At 50.7% G+C, this 17,090-nt stretch carries 17 protein-coding genes; 1 reads left to right on the forward strand and 16 read right to left on the reverse strand.

Annotated features, from left to right (window positions below):
* Positions 1-35: 35 nt before the first annotated feature.
* From pgm to ACKU4E_RS01820, 7 genes are all read right to left on the reverse strand, one after another.
* Complete coding sequence (pgm, locus tag ACKU4E_RS01790; protein ID WP_320169379.1) at positions 36-1,685, reverse strand: phosphoglucomutase (alpha-D-glucose-1,6-bisphosphate-dependent); 1,650 nt, start codon at positions 1,683-1,685, stop codon at positions 36-38.
* A gap of 279 nt (positions 1,686-1,964) precedes the next feature.
* Entirely contained in the window at positions 1,965-2,408 is a 444-nt protein-coding gene (locus tag ACKU4E_RS01795; protein ID WP_320169380.1) for a hypothetical protein, read from the reverse strand.
* Between the two features lie 14 nt (positions 2,409-2,422).
* Positions 2,423-2,884 carry a DUF3795 domain-containing protein gene (locus ACKU4E_RS01800; RefSeq protein ID WP_320169381.1) on the reverse strand — a complete coding sequence of 154 codons (462 nt, stop codon included), beginning with the start codon at positions 2,882-2,884 and terminating at the stop codon, positions 2,423-2,425.
* Between the two features lie 272 nt (positions 2,885-3,156).
* Positions 3,157-3,777, reverse strand: coding sequence for a tetratricopeptide repeat protein (locus ACKU4E_RS01805; protein WP_320169382.1), 621 nt, complete (start codon positions 3,775-3,777; stop codon positions 3,157-3,159).
* Between the two features lie 68 nt (positions 3,778-3,845).
* Positions 3,846-4,148: a hypothetical protein gene (locus ACKU4E_RS01810; protein WP_320172603.1), complete on the reverse strand. Its 303-nt coding sequence runs from the start codon at positions 4,146-4,148 to the stop codon at positions 3,846-3,848.
* 76 nt (positions 4,149-4,224) lie between these two features.
* Complete coding sequence (locus ACKU4E_RS01815; protein WP_320169383.1) at positions 4,225-4,995, reverse strand: YkgJ family cysteine cluster protein; 771 nt, start codon at positions 4,993-4,995, stop codon at positions 4,225-4,227.
* 338 nt (positions 4,996-5,333) lie between these two features.
* Positions 5,334-5,522, reverse strand: coding sequence for a ferredoxin (locus ACKU4E_RS01820; RefSeq protein ID WP_320169384.1), 189 nt, complete (start codon positions 5,520-5,522; stop codon positions 5,334-5,336).
* A 342-nt stretch (positions 5,523-5,864) separates the two neighbouring features.
* Here ACKU4E_RS01820 and ACKU4E_RS01825 point away from each other — a divergent pair, with 342 nt between their 5' ends.
* Positions 5,865-7,064, forward strand: a complete 1,200-nt coding sequence (locus ACKU4E_RS01825; protein ID WP_320169385.1) for an aminopeptidase — start codon at positions 5,865-5,867, stop codon at positions 7,062-7,064.
* Positions 7,065-7,299: 235 nt separating this feature from the next.
* On the opposite strand, the gene ACKU4E_RS01830 is transcribed toward ACKU4E_RS01825, so the two are convergent.
* The 9 genes from ACKU4E_RS01830 to ACKU4E_RS01870 all read right to left on the reverse strand — a co-directional run bounded on the left by ACKU4E_RS01830 (position 7,300) and on the right by ACKU4E_RS01870 (position 16,889).
* Positions 7,300-8,115: a hypothetical protein gene (locus ACKU4E_RS01830; RefSeq protein WP_320169386.1), complete on the reverse strand. Its 816-nt coding sequence runs from the start codon at positions 8,113-8,115 to the stop codon at positions 7,300-7,302.
* Positions 8,097-8,714, reverse strand: a complete 618-nt coding sequence (locus ACKU4E_RS01835) for a TetR family transcriptional regulator (protein WP_320169387.1) — start codon at positions 8,712-8,714, stop codon at positions 8,097-8,099. The genes ACKU4E_RS01830 and ACKU4E_RS01835 overlap by 19 nt, the downstream gene beginning before the upstream one ends.
* A gap of 208 nt (positions 8,715-8,922) precedes the next feature.
* On the reverse strand, positions 8,923-11,322 hold the full coding sequence (gene pheT, locus ACKU4E_RS01840) for a phenylalanine--tRNA ligase subunit beta (protein WP_320169388.1): 2,400 nt from the start codon (positions 11,320-11,322) through the stop codon (positions 8,923-8,925).
* Positions 11,323-11,744: 422 nt separating this feature from the next.
* Entirely contained in the window at positions 11,745-12,794 is a 1,050-nt protein-coding gene (locus ACKU4E_RS01845; RefSeq protein WP_320169389.1) for a phenylalanine--tRNA ligase subunit alpha, read from the reverse strand.
* Between the two features lies 1 nt (position 12,795).
* Positions 12,796-13,149 carry a 50S ribosomal protein L20 gene (gene rplT / locus ACKU4E_RS01850; RefSeq protein ID WP_320169390.1) on the reverse strand — a complete coding sequence of 118 codons (354 nt, stop codon included), beginning with the start codon at positions 13,147-13,149 and terminating at the stop codon, positions 12,796-12,798.
* A gap of 90 nt (positions 13,150-13,239) precedes the next feature.
* Complete coding sequence (gene rpmI / locus ACKU4E_RS01855) at positions 13,240-13,437, reverse strand: 50S ribosomal protein L35 (protein WP_320169391.1); 198 nt, start codon at positions 13,435-13,437, stop codon at positions 13,240-13,242.
* A 45-nt stretch (positions 13,438-13,482) separates the two neighbouring features.
* Positions 13,483-14,028: a translation initiation factor IF-3 gene (gene infC / locus ACKU4E_RS01860; RefSeq protein ID WP_320172604.1), complete on the reverse strand. Its 546-nt coding sequence runs from the start codon at positions 14,026-14,028 to the stop codon at positions 13,483-13,485.
* A complete protein-coding gene (gene thrS / locus ACKU4E_RS01865; RefSeq protein ID WP_320169392.1) occupies positions 14,006-15,943 on the reverse strand; it encodes a threonine--tRNA ligase in 1,938 nt (645 codons plus the stop codon). The genes infC and thrS overlap by 23 nt, the downstream gene beginning before the upstream one ends.
* Positions 15,944-16,340: 397 nt before the next feature.
* Positions 16,341-16,889, reverse strand: a complete 549-nt coding sequence (locus ACKU4E_RS01870; RefSeq protein ID WP_320169393.1) for a DUF2059 domain-containing protein — start codon at positions 16,887-16,889, stop codon at positions 16,341-16,343.
* Between the last annotated feature and the right edge of the window lie 201 nt (positions 16,890-17,090).

Below are 17,090 nucleotides of genomic sequence, written 5' to 3' on the forward strand. Positions count from 1 at the left end.
CGCAGCCCTTATTGGTTTATTTTTTTAATCACTTCTTATTTCAATGCGACCTTGAACGCAGCGTTGACAATGGTCGCCGCTTCTTCCTGAATTGCCACGAGATGGGCAAGTCCTTTAAATGATTCCGCGTAAATCTTGTATATTGATTCCGTGCCGGAAGGGCGTGCTGCAAACCATCCGTTTTCAGTGACCACCTTCAGTCCGCCGATGGCTTCGCCGTTACCCGGAGCAGCGGTCAGCCGTTCCTCAATTTTTTCTCCGGCAAGGGTCTTGGCCTGGACCATTTCAGGAGTAAGGATGCTGAAGGCTTTTTTCTGTTCCTCAGTGGCTGGAGTATCCAGTCGTTTATAAACCGGACTTCCGAAGTCTTTTTCAAGGGCGGTATAATGTTCTCCCGGATCTTTCCCGGTGGTCGCGGTTATTTCTGCGGCAAGGAGGTTCATTATGATTCCGTCTTTGTCCGTAGTCCAGACCGTGCCGTCTTTGCGCAGGAATGATGCTCCGGCACTTTCTTCTCCGCCGAATCCGCATGTCCCGGCAAAAAGAGGGTCTACAAACCATTTAAAACCGACCGGTACTTCCATAAGCGGTCTGTTTATGGATTTTGCCACCCGGTCTATCATGGAGCTTGAAACCAGAGTCTTGCCCACGGTAAGGTCTTCCCGCCATTGGGGCCTGTTCTTGTACAGGTATTCTATGGCAACGGAAAGGTAATGGTTCGGATTCATAAGTCCGCGACTCTTGGTGACTATCCCGTGGCGGTCGGTATCCGGGTCATTGGCAAAAGAGATGTCGAATTTGTCCTTGAGTTCTATCAATCCGGCCATTGCATAGGGGGAAGAGCAGTCCATGCGGATTTTGCCGTCCTTGTCCACGTGCATGAAGGCATACATGGGATCAAGTTTCTTGTTCACGACACTCAGGTTGAGTTTGTAGCGTTCCGCAATGGGTTCCCAGAAATCTATGGCTGCGCCGCCGAGAGGGTCCACCCCGATGCTAAGTCCTGCCGCAGCAATGGACTCCATGTCCACGATGTTTTCAAGGTCGTTGATATAGGGTGTGGCGAAATCATATTCGCGGGTTGTCTCCGCGGCCATGGCCCTGCCTCTCGGTATCCTTTTGACATCCTTGAGACCGTTCCTCAGAATTTCGTTGGCCCTGTTCTGTATGGTGCTGGTTACGGCCGTTCCGGCAGGCCCGCCGCTCGGAGGGTTGTATTTGAATCCTCCGTCCCGCGGGGGGTTGTGCGATGGAGTTATTACAACGCCGTCGGCAAAACCGTCCTTGCGTACTTTGTTGTACCTCAGGATGGCGTGAGAAATTGCCGGTGTCGGGGTATATCCCTTGTCGTTGATAAGAACGGTGACGCCGTTTGCGGCAAAGACTTCCAGCGCGGAAATCTGTGCCGGTTCGGAAAGGGCGTGCGGGTCTTTACCCATGTAGAGCGGGCCGGTGTAGCCCATGGATTTTCTGTATTCACAAATCGACTGAGCTATGGCCAGGATATGGTCTTCGTTGAATGAACCGTCCAGCGATGATCCTCTGTGTCCGGAAGTCCCGAAAGACACGAGCTGGGAGTCTACGGAAGGATCAGGCTTGACGGTATAGTAGGCCGAGACAAGTTTTGGTATGTTTTCAAGGATTTCAGCCGGTGCCGGCTTTCCTGCTAGTGCGCTGAGTGACATTTCGTCCTCCGGTGTTATCTGTACGAGTGGAGAATATCAAAGAAATATAAAAAAACAACAGTTGCCGGATTTTTTTTGATTGATTGTAACTTCCGGCAATCCTTGTGCTCGTGTATCTGTTACAGTTAACAGGTCGGGCCTCCCTTTGTCTATAACGCCTGCAGACCCAGTCCGGTGAAAATCATTGAGCTTCAGTGGTTCTCAGGTTTGTTTTCCCGATTGAACCGGATTTTTATTCCGTGCGGGGTGCCTGTGATTTTGTTGTATTTGGTGGCGTGATCAGTTGAATATAAAGTCCCAGTTCAGTTTTGTCCCGTAAAGAAAACAGAAACCTGTCAGCAGCGATACCAAGGAGAAGGCAATCTCCCTGGGCTGCACCCTGCGAGATCCGGTCATAACAAAGTACAATTGGAGGGGAAGCGCAAGTCCGCGCAGGCCGAAGATTGTGCCGATCAGCAGCAGCACCGGCCCCAGAAAGGGCAGTCTGTGGATTTCGCCTGCTCCGGAAAAGGCGTAAAGTCCGAATGTGGCGATTACCGTGGCTATGAATGCGGTAACCAGCGCCGGGATGCTGGAGTTTCGTTCTGCCATTGAACTCAGGTCTTCACCTGCACCGAAATAGCGGTAGGCGGCAGGGCCTGCGATTATAATGGCCACGTGCAGTATCGCTACCAAAAAACAGATTGTTCCACCCAGATTAAGCAGGTGTGCGGGATTAAACATGTGCCTGATCCGTCTCAGGGATAACGCGGTTTATCGGCCTGGAATCTTATAAATTCATCCACGCCGTGTTTTTGCATGAGCTGGTTGTTCCGCTGCCATCTGCCCAGCAGATTTTCCGGCAACCCGGTCTTTCCGCAGTCCGGAAATTCTCTGCATTGGAAACAGAATTCGATCTCGTGTTCCCGTACGCATTGTTCCACCTTGCATTGTGGCAGACATATTCTGGTTTCGGATCTGCAACCGCCGCATTTCGGTGCGGCCAGGCTTTCCAGAAGTGCTCGGAATTCCGCGTAGTGACTCATGGCCGGATTGAAGCTTTCCAGGCGTTGAGCGTATACTTCAAAGTTCGGACCGAGAATCTCTGCTATTTTCTTTGCATGGTTGGAAACAGTGCCTTCGGCGCAGCCTACGCAGCGGGAGCAGTCCAGGCCGCACGGAGAAAGCAGATGTCTTGGGAATGGTTGTGGAGTGTGCATTTTCAATATCCAGGTTCAGGATTGGAAAGATTAATGATTGTAATTGGCCTGTAGGTCCGAATATAAATCAGATCACCGTAAATTACGAGAGGTATCGGCGCTGAAAAATTATTGTGGCCGGCAGATAGAGAAAAGCCTCCTTCCTGAAGAGAAGGAGGCTTTTGCTGATAATATGTTAATCCGGGCGGCCTATTTGTTTTTTCCGGTCATGAAAGAAATTCGTTTGACCGAGACTGTCTGTAGGCACCGGATTTTATCTGCCGGTTGCGACTCTAGCGGTACTGTTCCAGTTCCTTGAGAAAGTCGGCAGATACTTCAAAGCCGGTTTTTATGGCCTTGTCTACACATTCAACGGCTTTTTTGTAGTCTTTCTTTTCAACATAGCACAGGGCAAGGTTGTTCCAGGCAGGGCCGAAGTTTTCTTCAAGCTTCAGGGCTTTTTCACATACTTCCATGCAGTCGTCTATCTCTCCTTCATTGTAGTAGGCACTGCCGAGTGTGGACAGGGCCTGGATGAAGTTGGGGTCGTATTTGACGGCGCGTTTCAAGGCTTTGATAGCCTTGTCCACTTCACCCTGCTGCATGTAAACATAGCCGATGTTGCCCCAGGGGACGGCGAAGAAGGGGCGCTGCTGTGTGGCGGATATGTTGTAACGCAGGCAGCCGTCAAGGTCGCCGCGCTGCATTGCAATTCCGCCGAGCTGAACGTAGGCTTCGGCCATTTTGGGAGATTCATCGATGGCGGCGAGAAACTCGCGTTCCGCTTCCATGAAATCCCGTTTTGCAAGATATGCCACACCCAGATTGTAGCGGGTGTTGCTGCAGGTGGGACTTGCTTCCTGTTTCTTTTTCAGGTCTGCTATATAGTCATCAAGATTATCAAATTTCTGCACGGAATCACCTCATAATATTTCAAAAGTTCTGTTGCCGTCGTGGCCGGGGCGTACTGCCGTGAAGGGGATCAAACCTTTTTGCCTTCTTTTTCAAGCAGTTCGTTATACCATACACAAAAGTCAAAAATGGGGCGGACTCTTTCGAAGTTCATGGCCAGCATTACTCCGAACTCAGCCGCTGCCTGAGCATACTCGGAGTTGCGGTTCGCCTTGACTTCGCGGACAAATTCCTCGCAGAGCTGCTGGGAAGTTCTTCCGGTAATGTCTTTGCGCATATCGATAGGGTCGAAAGGCAACTGGAACGGATCCCATTCATCATATCCGATTTTGTCAACAAACCTGCGCCGACGCGGCGACAGTTTTTCGTACATGATCCGCTTTTGTTCTTCAATTTCTTCCAGGCTGGGGTTGGCCACTTGATAGCTCCTCTGCGTAAACGAACTGGGGTTATTGTTTCGGCGCAGCACCGAGTTCAACGGAGTAGTTGCAGGTGGCGCATGCCGATTTGTCTTCATTGCATGTGCTGCACGCCTCGGACGGAGCCTTGGCCGGAGCCGGTTTTTCAACCTTTTCACCTGTGTTGGCTCCCAGATATTCCGGAGTATAGTCGGTAAGCAGGGCCATGGATGCCGGAACCAGCACTTCGGGCAGTTCCCGCAGGCTTGAGTTTACGGATGCAGCCAGTTCCTCGCTTAATTCCATAAGCTTGGACTGCAGGGTATCCATATTCATTGTGGGGTATGATTTACCCGGTGCGAATCCTGATTTCTGGCAGGAGTGTGCTTCTCCTCCGATATTCATGGGTACGCCGTAAATACGGCAGGTAAGGGGTCTGGATTCGTAAACTGCGCAGAGGTCATCCTTATTCAGGAGCGGGCAGCGGACACGAGCCAGTGATACTTCCCTGAGAATTTCAGTTGCGGAACTCCCGGCCTGGCTTGCTTTGAAAGCGCGTCTTTTGATCTTGTGCACCTGCCTGTCGGCAACGTCCGCTTTCTGCATGATGTCAGAGCGTTCCATACCGCTGTATTTTTCATTGAACTTGTGGTTCAGGTAAACGGCTTCCACAAGTGTAAGGTCGAAAAGGGCGTGACAGCAGTCGCTGCATCCTTTCCCGCATTTGATGCCGCCGTCTGTCTGTTCAGCGATTTTATTGAAGGCCTTGTCCACCTCTGCGACAAGAGCTTCATATTTTTCAAAAACTTCTTTGAACTCCAAAGTAAAACCTCCCTAAAACGTATATGACCGGAGAGCATGACGCGAAAAAAGCGTAAACTCAAATAAACTAAGTCTTAAAGTCCAGCAGTCAATCGCCTGCATGAAAATAATCAACGGTTCTTTCATGTGTGCAGCATGCGGAATGAATTTCCGTCCCGGTACGAGTAGAAAACCGTTGCGGCGCAAAAAATTGGAAGGGGGAGACAGGCGAATATGGAATCTAGACACCGGCAGGATCAAATTATTGCTGTGGATTGCATCCGTCAATTAAAGAGCAGGCGGGAATCCGGTTACCCATGATTCCCGCCTTTTCGGTCTTTCTGCTGAAAAAGAGCTTCTTACTGCTCTTCAACAGTGATAGCGCCCTGCTCACATACTTCAACGCAGGATTCGCAGCCGAGACATTCGTCTTCGTTTACTGCTACAGCCTTACCGTCCTGAAGTTCGTAAACTTCGGTAGGACATACGTCAACGCATTCGCCGTCGCCGTTACATTTGTCGGTATCAATAGTGATAACGTAGCTCATAGTGTTACCCTCCAAAAGATTGATTTTTTCAGCCACTGATCGCCTGCGTACACTATGCCATACGGCGACGCAGTATATATTCTTAAGGTTTTGCCGGACAATCCCGGTCTATACCCCGACACAGGGCTATTGGAATTGGGATATCCACAACACCTGTCCATGTCAAGAACACATCGGGGAAAAATACAATAAACCTGCCATCGTTTTCGGCTCGGCTAAACCGTGAATTTAAATACATTTGACGAAAGATATTTTTAGGGCCGCAGAATGGTGACTTTGGCGGAGCATTTATTTAATAGAATTCTTTACCAGTAATTTTAGCCGAATTTTTCAGGAGTAGCTATGCTGAGCAAGGAACAGCTTGAGAAATATGTTGATGCCCTGTGGTGGGGACTTACAACCGCCAGAACAAAGCCTTACGAAAAAGGCGATATGATTTTAATCCGTTACGAAGCGGAGGCACAGCCGCTTGCCGAGGTCATGTTCCGCCACCTTATTGAAAAGGGAATGAATCCGGTTCCGCGTCTTTCGCTGAGCCCGGACATGGAAAAGAGTTTTTACGGTCTTGGGAACGATGACCAGCTTGAATTTATTGCGCCGGGTGACAAGGAGTTCACCGACAATCTTCATGGACTTATTGTGCTGCTGGCACCGGCTTCCCTGACCCACCTTGCCGAAGTGGATCCCTCCCGCATGGGAAAATGCGCTGTGGCCCGCAAGGTTCTGCGCGACATAATGGAAGTGCGCGAGCAGAAGGGCGAACTGGGCTGGACCCTTTGTTCCTATCCCACAAAGGCCATGGCCGAATCCGCAGGACTGTCCATTGAGGAATTCACCGCGCAGATAGTCAAAGCCTGCTATCTTGACGAGGAAGATCCGGCCGCGTGCTGGAACGGAGTATTCGAGAAGGCCGCAGAAGTGAAGTCCTGGCTGAACGGCCTGGGCATAGAATCGTACCGTGTGGTTACCGAGGATATGGATCTGGTGGTAAAGCACGGCGAGTTGCGCCAGTGGATAGGTGTATCCGGGCACAATATTCCGAGCTTTGAACTCTTCATATCCCCTGACTGGCGGGGCACATCCGGTGTGTACTATGCCGATCAGCCCTCATTCCGGTCCGGGAACTACGTGGAAGGCGTAAGGCTCGTTTTCGAGGACGGTGTGGCAACACAGATAAGTGCAAAGGAAGGCGAGGAGTTTGTTAAAAAACAACTGGCCATGGATATCGGGGCTTCCCGTCTTGGCGAATTTTCACTTACCGACCGTCGTTTTTCCCGCATAGACAAGTTTATGGCCAACACCCTCTATGATGAAAACTACGGTGGTGAATTCGGAAACTGCCATGTTGCTGTCGGCGCTTCCTATGCCGATACTTATGCCGGGGATCAGGAAGAACTGGACGAGTCCCGCAAGGATGAACTCGGCTACAACACATCCGCGTTGCACTGGGATCTGGTCAATACTCAGGACAAGACTGTCTACGCCAGACTCAAAGACGGCAGCGAGGTCGTCATATACAAGTCCGGAGAGTTTCAGATTTAAGGAAGCCTGTTTTTATTATTTGAAGCGCTTCGCGTTTCTTATGATTTGATTTCGCCGCCGGCGGCCAAAGGGGCCGCGACCCTTTGGAATCCCAGCTGGTTTAAATATGAAAAACGGGCCGCTATATTTAATATCGCGGCCCGTTTCTTGTCTGTTCAGGCTTCATGTCCGGCAGGGCGGAAAAGGTCAATCCTACAGACGCCCGGCCTCCACATGAAATTATCTAATCAGGATATCAGAATTTGACGTATATCCTGACCCCGGACATGTAGAATTTGTTTTCGGGCTCGACAACATCTGCGTTGCCTGCTCCGTAGCGGACATTATCCTTGTCCGATTCACCTATGTACCAGTAGCGGAAGTAGGGCTCAAACCCCAGTGCGTAGTTCGTAAAGTCATATTCAAGGAATGCGGAAATGCGTCCGCCGCCACCGGATGCGAAGTCCTGCGTATTTTCGGCGTCTTCATAGGAAGAGCCTACCTGTGAAAGCTTGCTTTTAACGGTACCGCCAAGCAGTAGGTCCGCTTCGAGCGTACCGCCTATGGACCAGCCGTCGTCCATTCTGGTAAGGATATTGACGCCGAGCGGAAGATAGTACTGGCTGATTTTGCGTTCATAACCGCCGGAGCATTTTATCTTGTCGTACCAGTAGCGCATCCCGATTCCGGTGTAGGGCGTTATTCCGGTGTTGCCGTAATCAAAACCCATTCCCACGGTGGCCCTGCCGCTGATGAAATAATCGTCATTATCCGCAGTAGCCTTGGTGCCGTCACTGTACTGGCCGTCATACTTCAGCGATCCCATAAGCCCTTCAAGCTCCGCATTGGCCATGATATTGTACTCGGAGAAATATCCTGTCCAGGAACCGAATCCGCCGTTGAGGAATCCTTTTTCATGCATTATGTCCGGCTCATCGTAATACATGTACATTCCCTCGTAGCCGAGTTTGAACTCGCTTTGCGGGAACAGTCCTTTTTCGCCTGCGAATGCGGCAGACGAGACAAGCAGCAGAACTGCAGTGACAAACAGAATCAGTTTTCTTTTAAACATGAGTTCATGAACATCGCTATTAAAGGTTCAACTTCTTTTTCAATATCAACTTCTTTGGGAAAAATGAGCGTGTACTGAACCAGTCCCAGAAGAATGGAAAAGTACTGCGCAGCAGCTACTTCGGGGACCAGATCTTCCCTGAATACACCGTCTGCCTGTCCCTGTTCTATAATCTTTTCAGCCCGTTTGATGAATTTGTATTCATATTCCCGAAACTTCATTTTAAAGGGCATGAGTTCCTCGGACCATTCTGTTTTATTGAACATTATCTCAAAGGCGGCCCTGAAATTATTATCTCCGCCGGCATGCAGAATCCAGACTCTCATGAGCCCGGCAAGCATTTCCTTCGGAGACAGGTCCTCTTCAAATTTGCTGAACAGCAGATCACGGACCGGCATGAACGCACAGTCGAAGAGTTTTTCGAAAAGATCTGTCTTGTTCTTGAAGTGCCAGTACACTGCTCCTCTGGTAACGCCTGCATCCTGAGCTATATCCTGCAGCGTTGTTTTGGCGTAACCTTTTTCGCTGAATACCTTGAAAGCCGAATCCAGCAGAGCCTGGCGGGTTTTTTCGGCTTCTTCCTTTGTTTTTCTGGCCATTTCTATTCCTATGTATAAAATCTGATTATTTTTATGTAGATCACATCTATTACAAGGAGATGGAGGCAAAGTCCAGCCGATGAGCAGGAATACGGCAAGCTTCACAGTAATAATCTATTAGCGGTGTTGCCGGAGATTTTTCCTACAAAGAACCCCCTGCACAACGAGCGCTGCACAGGGGGTGATTTATTGCTATGACTTGCGGAGGCTAGAACCTGATCGGAAGAGCTTTTTCAAGGGCAGCAAGAACTTTTGCGTGTTCCTTGTCTACAGCCTTGTCGGTCAGGGTCTTCTGTCCATGGCGGTAGGTCAGGCGGAACGACAGATTGCGTTCCTCGTCCTGTCCTTCGGGAACAAAGACATTGACCAGTTCCACGGATTCCAGCAGGGGCAGTCTGAGATCAAGGATTGCCTTGTTGATGGTTTCCGCATGCAGGGATATCGGACCGATAACGGTCACATCGCGTCTGGAGGGCGGAAATACCGGCAGGGAAGAGAACTGGATTTTATGCGCCATTACAAGTTCGCGCAGCAGATCAGCATTCAGATCGGCCATCCATACTTCCTTTCTGGCGTGGTATTTGTCGGCAATGGCCGGTGTGACCATTCCGATAATTCCTATTTCCCTGTCACCCAGCGATACTTTGACACACGGTTCGAGGTAGCTGCTTTCTTCTGCGAGAGAAAATTGCGCTTCACCCAGTTTAAGGCTGACCAGCAGATGCTCGACAAGTCCTTTCACATCAAGATAATCGGCATCGCCGTGCTCGTTCGGCCATTCGGCCTTGCTGCGTGAGCCGGTAAGCATTATTCCCAGACGGGACTGTTCTCTGGTCTCGGTATCGGATTCCGGGTCTTTGAGGAATTTTTTGGCTATCTCAAAAATACGGATATGCGAGTTGCCCTGAGCTATGTTGTGTCTGACGGTGCCGAGCAGACCGGGAGCGATCTCGGTGCGCAGAACATTCTGGTCTTCGCTAAGAGGGTTGGCGATGTTGACGCGGCCTTCTTTCGGGAGACCCAGCAGGTCCAGATCCTCATCTCCCACAAAACTGTAGTTGATGGCTTCGTGCAGACCTACCCCGCGTCCCCAGTATTTGAGGCGGCGATTGAAGCCGTACGGAGTATCAGCCGCAACGGAGGATTCGAATGTTTTGGATATGCGGGGCAGCACGGATGGAATTTTGTCCATGCCGTAGTAACGGGCAACCTCTTCGTAAAGGTCGGCCTCGCGTTCCAGGTCGAGCCTGTATGAAGGCGTGCTTACCTTCCAGCATTCGGAATCCGAGTCGTCAACGTCAAGCCCCATAAGTGTGAAAGCCTTTTTGCTGAATTCCGGTTCAAGTTCCAGACCCAGGAATGCGTTGCAGCGGGCATGGCGGTACTTGTGGGTGCGGTCATGCCACGGAGCAGGTTCGTTTTTGACCACCCCGGAAACCACTTTTGCTCCGGACAGTTCGCTCATCAGCTGAGCGGCACGGTCCATGGCATAGGTGTTCAGCACCTGATCGACACCGCGTTCGAAACGGTAGGATGCTTCGGAAGGCAGTGCCAGACGGCGGGCCGTCTTGCGGATCAAAGCCGGTTTGAACACAGCGGATTCAATGATGACGTTGGTGGAATTGTCGCTGATTTCAGAGTTCATCCCACCCATAACTCCGGCCAGGGCAACAGGGCGTTCCGCATCCCAGATCAGCAGGTCGGAACCGATAAGTTTGCGTTCCTGCTCGTCGAGAGTGGTGAACTTCATTCCGTCGGGTGCGAAGCCCACACGGATTTTGCCACCCTTGACCAGATCTCCGTCAAAAGAGTGCAGGGGCTGGCCCAGTTCGAAAAGTATGTAGTTGGTTACATCAACGATATTGCTGATGGGCCGGACTCCCACGGAGAGCAGGCGGTAGCGTATCCAGTCCGGAGAGGGCGCGATCTTCGCTCCCTGAAGTATTCTGGCCTGATAGAGCGGGCAGATATCCGGATCATCTATTTCGATCTTGAGCAGGTTGTTGGCATTGCCGCCGGATTCCGTAAGGTTCAGCTTCGGAAGGGTCAGCGGAATATCGAAAGCGAGGCTGGCTTCACGGGCGATTCCAAGCATGGACAGGCAGTCGGCACGGTTGGGGGTGATACCCAGATCCAGCACTGTGTCTTCCATGTTCATGGCTTCGGTGAATTTTGCGCCAGGCTTAATACCTTCGGGGAGCACCATGATGCCTTCATGGCTGTCCGAAAGTTCAAGTTCGCGTTCGGAACAGATCATTCCGTGTGATTTTACTCCGCGAAGTTTGGCCTTTTTGATCTTGAGACCGCCGGGCATGGTAACGCCCACCTTGGCGACCGGCACATTCTGGCCCTGCGCCACGTTCGGCGCACCGCAGACGATGTCGAGAAGCTCGCCTTCACCAACATCAACCTTGCAGATGGACAGTTTTTCGGCTTCGGGGTGCTTGCCGCACTCCACAACATGGCCGACAACGATGTCCTTGATCGCTTCAAACGGATTGAAAATTTCTTCCAGCTCAAGGCCGAGCATGGTCAGCCTGTCGCCAAGCTCCTGGATTTCGCCCTCGTAAGGAACGAACTCCCGCAGCCATTGCATGCTTAAAAGCATTTGAGCCTCCAGCAGTCTTTATCTCACTGCGTGATATTTATATTTATCTGAAAGCAAAACAGTTTTACCCGGTGAGCCGCCTACGGTTTTATGCCTCCGGCGGCCCTCCGGGGGCCAAAGAAATTTTTTGTAAAAAGTTTCTCTGGACTCTTCAAAAACTTTTATTATGGCTTCGCCAGGCGTTGACGTTAAAATTATCCGGATATGGATTGAAGAAAGATTCCGTAAGGTGGACATTGATAAGGAAGCTTGTTTTACTTCTCTGCGCAATGTGCCGTTTATCAGGAGCGAAAGCCTGCTAGGGAGTGCAGAGGGGGTTAGCCCCTTTGCCCGCCGGAGGCGAAATCAAATCATCAATATCTCAAAATCAGCCCTGTGGGGCTTCCGGAAGCTGTCAACGTCAAGTTGCAGCGAATCTATAATCAGGAAAACTGTTCAAGGAACCGGACATCGTTTTCAAAGAACATGCGCAGGTCGCCGATGCCGTATTTGAGCATGGCCACACGTTCGATGCCGAGTCCGAAAGCGAAACCGGAGAATTTCTCGGTATCGTAATCAACTGCTTTCATAACATTGGGATCAATCATACCGCAGCCGAGAATTTCCACCCATCCAGTCTGCTTGCAGACGCGGCAGGGTTTCCCGTCCACGGTTCCTTTGCCTCCGCACATAACGCAGGAAATGTCCACTTCCGCGCTGGGCTCGGTAAAGGGAAAAAAGCTGGGGCGGAAGCGCACAGCTGTTTTGGGGCCGAAAAGCTGCTGCACGAACGCGGTAAGCGTTCCGCGCAGGTCGGCCATGCTTACGTTCCGGTCAACCAGAAGACCTTCGATCTGATGGAACATCGGGGTATGGGTCAGGTCGGAATCACGACGGTAGACCTTTCCCGGTGCAATGGCTGCCACAGGAGGAACATTGGCCAGCATGGTGCGTACCTGCAAAGGAGATGTATGGGTGCGCATCAGTATGGAGTCGGAAATGTAGAGCGTGTCCTGCATATCGCGGGCAGGGTGTTCCGGCGGCATGTTCAGTGCTTCAAAGTTGTACCAGTCGTTTTCGACTTCCGGTCCTGAGACTACTTCAAAGCCCAGCCCGATGAAAACATCGCAGATTTCATCCATGGCAAGGGTAACCGGGTGCAGAGAACCCTCGGGCGGTCTGCGGCCGGGCATGGTCGGGTCGAAACGTGAAAGGCTCTCAGCGGCAGCTGCTTTTTCAAGCTGGCTCTGTCTTCCCTCAATTATGTCGGTGAGAGCGGCCTTAACCTCGTTTGCTTTTTTACCTGCTACTGGTTTGTCTTCATTCGGAAGAGAGGGCAGTCCGGACATGATCTTTGCAACGCGGCCTTTGCGGCCAAGCAGATCGACACGGATTTCTTCCAGTTCAGACAAAGAAGAAGCCTGATCCAGGCGAGCTTCGCACTCCGGGACCAGGCCTTCAAGTTCCTGTAACAGGGACTTTACGTCCGACACTTTAGTTTACCTGAGCTTTAGCGGTCTCAACCACTTTGGCGAATGCTGCTGCATCGCTTACGGCCAGATCGGCGAGGACTTTACGGTTCAGGATCACACCGGCAGCGGACAGCCCGTGAATGAGACGGCTGTAGGACATGCCGTTGAGGCGTGCTGCAGCGTTGATACGCTGGATCCAGAGATTGCGCATCTGACGTTTGCGCTGTTTGCGGCCGACGTAGGCCATGCAGAGCGAGCGTTCAACACGCTCTCTGGCGGTACGGTAAAGGGTGGATCCGGAGCCACGGAACCCCTTGGCCATCTTCAAATATTTTTTATGACGCCTCTTAGCGGCAATACCACGTTTTACTCTCATTGTATTCCTCCAGGAATCTTCTAAAACCAGCCACGAACGTAGTTCCGCGAACTGGAGTGTTCAATTATTGTTGTTCTTGCAGACAGCGTATTAGGAGTAGGGGAGCATACGTCTGACCTGGCCGATATTGGCACTGTCGACGGTGGAGCTCTGACCCAGTCTGCTCTTACGTTTTGCGTTTTTCTTGGTAAGAATGTGACGCAGACCCTGACGACGACGTTTGAATTTGCCGCTGCCGGTCTTGGTGAAACGCTTGGCTGCGCCTCTTCTTGTTTTCATCTTGGGCATTTTTATCCTCCTTGGGAAATTCCGGCAGTACGCCGGAAAAGACCTTTATTTTTTCACAGGGGCCAGCATCATGTTCATGGTGCGGCCTTCAGACCTGGGGGCCTGCTCCATTTTGGAGATATCCTGAGTATCCTCTTTGACCCGTTCCAGAACTGCCAGGCCTCTGTCCTTGTGGACAATTTCACGGCCCCTGAAAAAAATCGTGACCTTGCACCTGTCACCGCCTTCCAGGAACCGGCGGATGTGCTTGAGCTTAGTCAGGTAATCGTGCTCGTCTGTCTTGGGTCGAAACTTGACTTCCTTGATCTGAATTACAGTCTGTTTCTTTTTGGCTTCCTGCTTGCGCTTCTGCTGCTGATACTTGAACTTGCCATAGTCCATTATCTTGCAAACAGGCGGATCTGCCTTTTCTGCAACCTCTACCAGATCAAGACCTCGGTCCTGTGCTAATTCAAGGGCTTGCTTAGTCGGAATAACTCCCAACTGGTTACCCTCATCGTCAATAACCCTGACCTGAGGAACTCGAATGCGCTCGTTTCGGCGGGCACCGTCATCCCGTTGGGGACGCCTACCGTCTCTCTGAAAAGCTATAGCTCATGCCTCCGCGTTTGAATGGTTCATCAATGGCGGTCGAAATAAGCTCTGCCGCATCATCAAGAGACTTGAGTCCGGGGTCTTCCCCGTCGCGGGCCCTTACGTTGACCGATTCCGCTGCGACTTCTTTGTCGCCAACTACCAACATGAACGGGATTTTTTCAAGCTGGGCCTCCCGTACTTTGTAGCCCAGTTTTTCATTTCGGTCGTCGACCTCGGCACGAATGCCTTTTTCCTGCAGAAAGTGCAAGACTTTTTGTGCAAATTCATTCTGTGCGTCGGTGACTGTGAGTATTTTTGCCTGAACGGGGGAAAGCCAGGCAGGCAGTGCTCCGCCGGTATGTTCAAGCAGAACACCGATGAAGCGTTCGATGGATCCCAGAATGACCCGATGCAACATTACAGGTCTGTGACGTTCACCATCCTCGCCCACATAGCTCAAGTCGAACCGATCTGGCAAGGTAAAATCACACTGGATTGTAGCACATTGCCAGCGACGTTCAAGTGCATCTTTTATGATGATGTCGATTTTCGGTCCGTAGAAAGCACCGTCGCCCTCATTGATGGAATATTCCAGTCCCATTTCATTGAGTGCGTCAGTGAGAGCGTTTGTAGCTCTTTCCCAATCCTCGTCAGAACCGATGGCCTTTTCCGGCCTGGTGCTGATTTCGGCTTCATATTCAAATCCGAACAGGTTCATTACATCGCCGACGAATTTAGCAACTCCGATAATTTCGTCCCTGAGCTGGTCAGGGCGGCAGATGAGGTGCGCGTCATCCTGAGTGAAGGAGCGCACGCGCAGCAGCCCGTGCAGAACGCCGGATTTCTCGTGGCGATGCACGACCCCCAGTTCAAAATAGCGCTGGGGCATGTCGCGGTAGCTGCGAAGTCTGGATTTGAATACCAGCATGTGAGAGAGGCAGTTCATGGGCTTGATGCCGTATGACTGCTCATCAATCTCAGTGAAATACATGTTTTCGCGGTAGTTGTCGTAGTGACCGGAGCGTTCCCAGAGTTCTCTCTTGAGAATGAGCGGGCCCTGTACGAACTGGTAGCCGCGTTTGAGGTGTTCCTTACGCTCGAAGTCTTCGATGATAGCGCGGATGAGCGCGCCTTTGGGATGCCAGATGATCATTCCGGCTCCGACTTCGGGGCTTACGGAGAACAGGTCCAGCTGAGTGCCGAGTTTGCGGTGGTCGCGTTTTTTGGCTTCTTCAAGCTGGTTCAGGTGTTTTTTCAGCGCCTTGGGGTCGGCGAAAGCCGTGCCGTAGATGCGCTGCAACTGCTGGCGGTGTTCATCCCCGCGCCAGTATGCACCGGCTACGGAAAGCAGTTTGAATGCCTTGATCATCCCGGTGCGGGCTACGTGGGGACCGCGGCAGAGGTCTGAAAAATCACCGTTGGTGTATACGGATACTACGTCCGCACCCAGGTCGTTGATCAGTTCAACCTTGTAGTCTTCGCCCATACCTCCGAATTTGCTGATGGCATCTCCGCTGGAGAGAACTTCGCAGGAAAATTCTTCGTCCGCACCTACTCGGCGCAGCATTTCCGCTTCAATCGCTTCCAGATCTTCGGGAGTGAAGGGGCGTTCGTAGTCAAAATCGTAGTAAAAACCGTTTGCTATCGCCGGTCCGATAGTTACCTTGGCTGCGGGAAAAAGTTTTTTTACCGCTTCAGCCATAAGGTGGGCAGTGGAATGGCGGATGACGGCAAGTCCTTCGTCAGAGTCACCCATGACCGGTTCAAGGACGGTACAGTCGGCAGGCACGGTGGCGGTCAGGTCAAGAAGAGTGTCACCGCATTTGGCGACTACAACGTTCTTGAACTGCTTTTTGGACAAGGCCTCCCGGAGAACCTCGCCGCAAAGCGCACCCTGCTGAACCTCAAGTTCTTTACCTGCAACTTGCATATCCTTATCTCTCTTTGCGGAAAATTTGTGTCCGTCCCCGAGAGGGCGGCCGTTTCAATTGTGTCCACCTGACAAAACAGGGCCGAAGGGTCATTCCAATCGGCAGTAATTATTGATTTCAGGTGAAAAAAAATATTTAAGCGCCAGAAATCGCGCACATTGTTTTTAATGCACGAAAGGCGGTATTTTTATCCGACTATATTTGAGAAGTCAAGGCATTCGCGGCCTTGCGGGGAGGGAATTGTAAATAAAGCTGAACTGAACGTTTTCGACACGCACAAACAATTTCCCGGTGTCGTCATGATTGTCAACAGTGATATTTATGATAATTATTGCGAGCTCCGTTAAAGACCTGTGAAGTTTTATCTCACAGGCCTTTGACGGTGATTGTTTATGACTATTGTTTCTTGTCTTTTTTCGCGGGAATTTTCCCTTCTTTCTGTAATTGTTCCAGCTTGGCGGTAAGTTTTTCTTCCAAGGACGCTTTTATAATCCTTGCGGCAAACTGCTGTCCTCTTTGCTGTGATTTTACAATTACAGCTGGTAATTTTTCCAAACTTTTTTTGCCGGTAGGGGTTTTATAGAAAGCGGCAATGTCTTTTAATTCCTTCTCGTTAAATTCTTCCATGTAGATTGTGGCAAACATTTGTTTAAGTTCGGTTTGCACCTGTGGTTCGGCTAAAGTTTCATTTATCGCTTCCTTAAGCGCCCCTGCAAGAACATCACTGTATGGAGCGGTTTTGGGGTCGTTTTTGAACATTTGGTCGGCCAGCTTCGATGTCATCATATCACATGTGATAATAAATTTATCTATCAGTCCTGCCTGATCTATCAATTCGTATGCAGCGGCCATGCGACCGTCATTTCCGGCCTGGGCAGGAATCTGATTTGCAGTTATGAAAGCCGTGACGAATGCACAGATGACAAGTATTTTGAATTTTTTCATGGGTTCTCCTGTTTGAGTATTGAGTGTGAATTTTTCAGTGTGAACGAGAATTCTGATTTTCTGCCTCTGTCCAGTGCATGTCTGGATTTAATTATTTCGGCATAATTTGTCTTAAGCTGAGCTTTTAATCTTTGTTATACAATTAATCAATCTTTATTCAGTCTTTGTATAATTCCATCTCTGGTTTCTATTGCGTAGGGC

The sequence above is a fragment of the Maridesulfovibrio sp. genome, assembly GCF_963677005.1.
Classification (GTDB): domain Bacteria; phylum Desulfobacterota; class Desulfovibrionia; order Desulfovibrionales; family Desulfovibrionaceae; genus Maridesulfovibrio.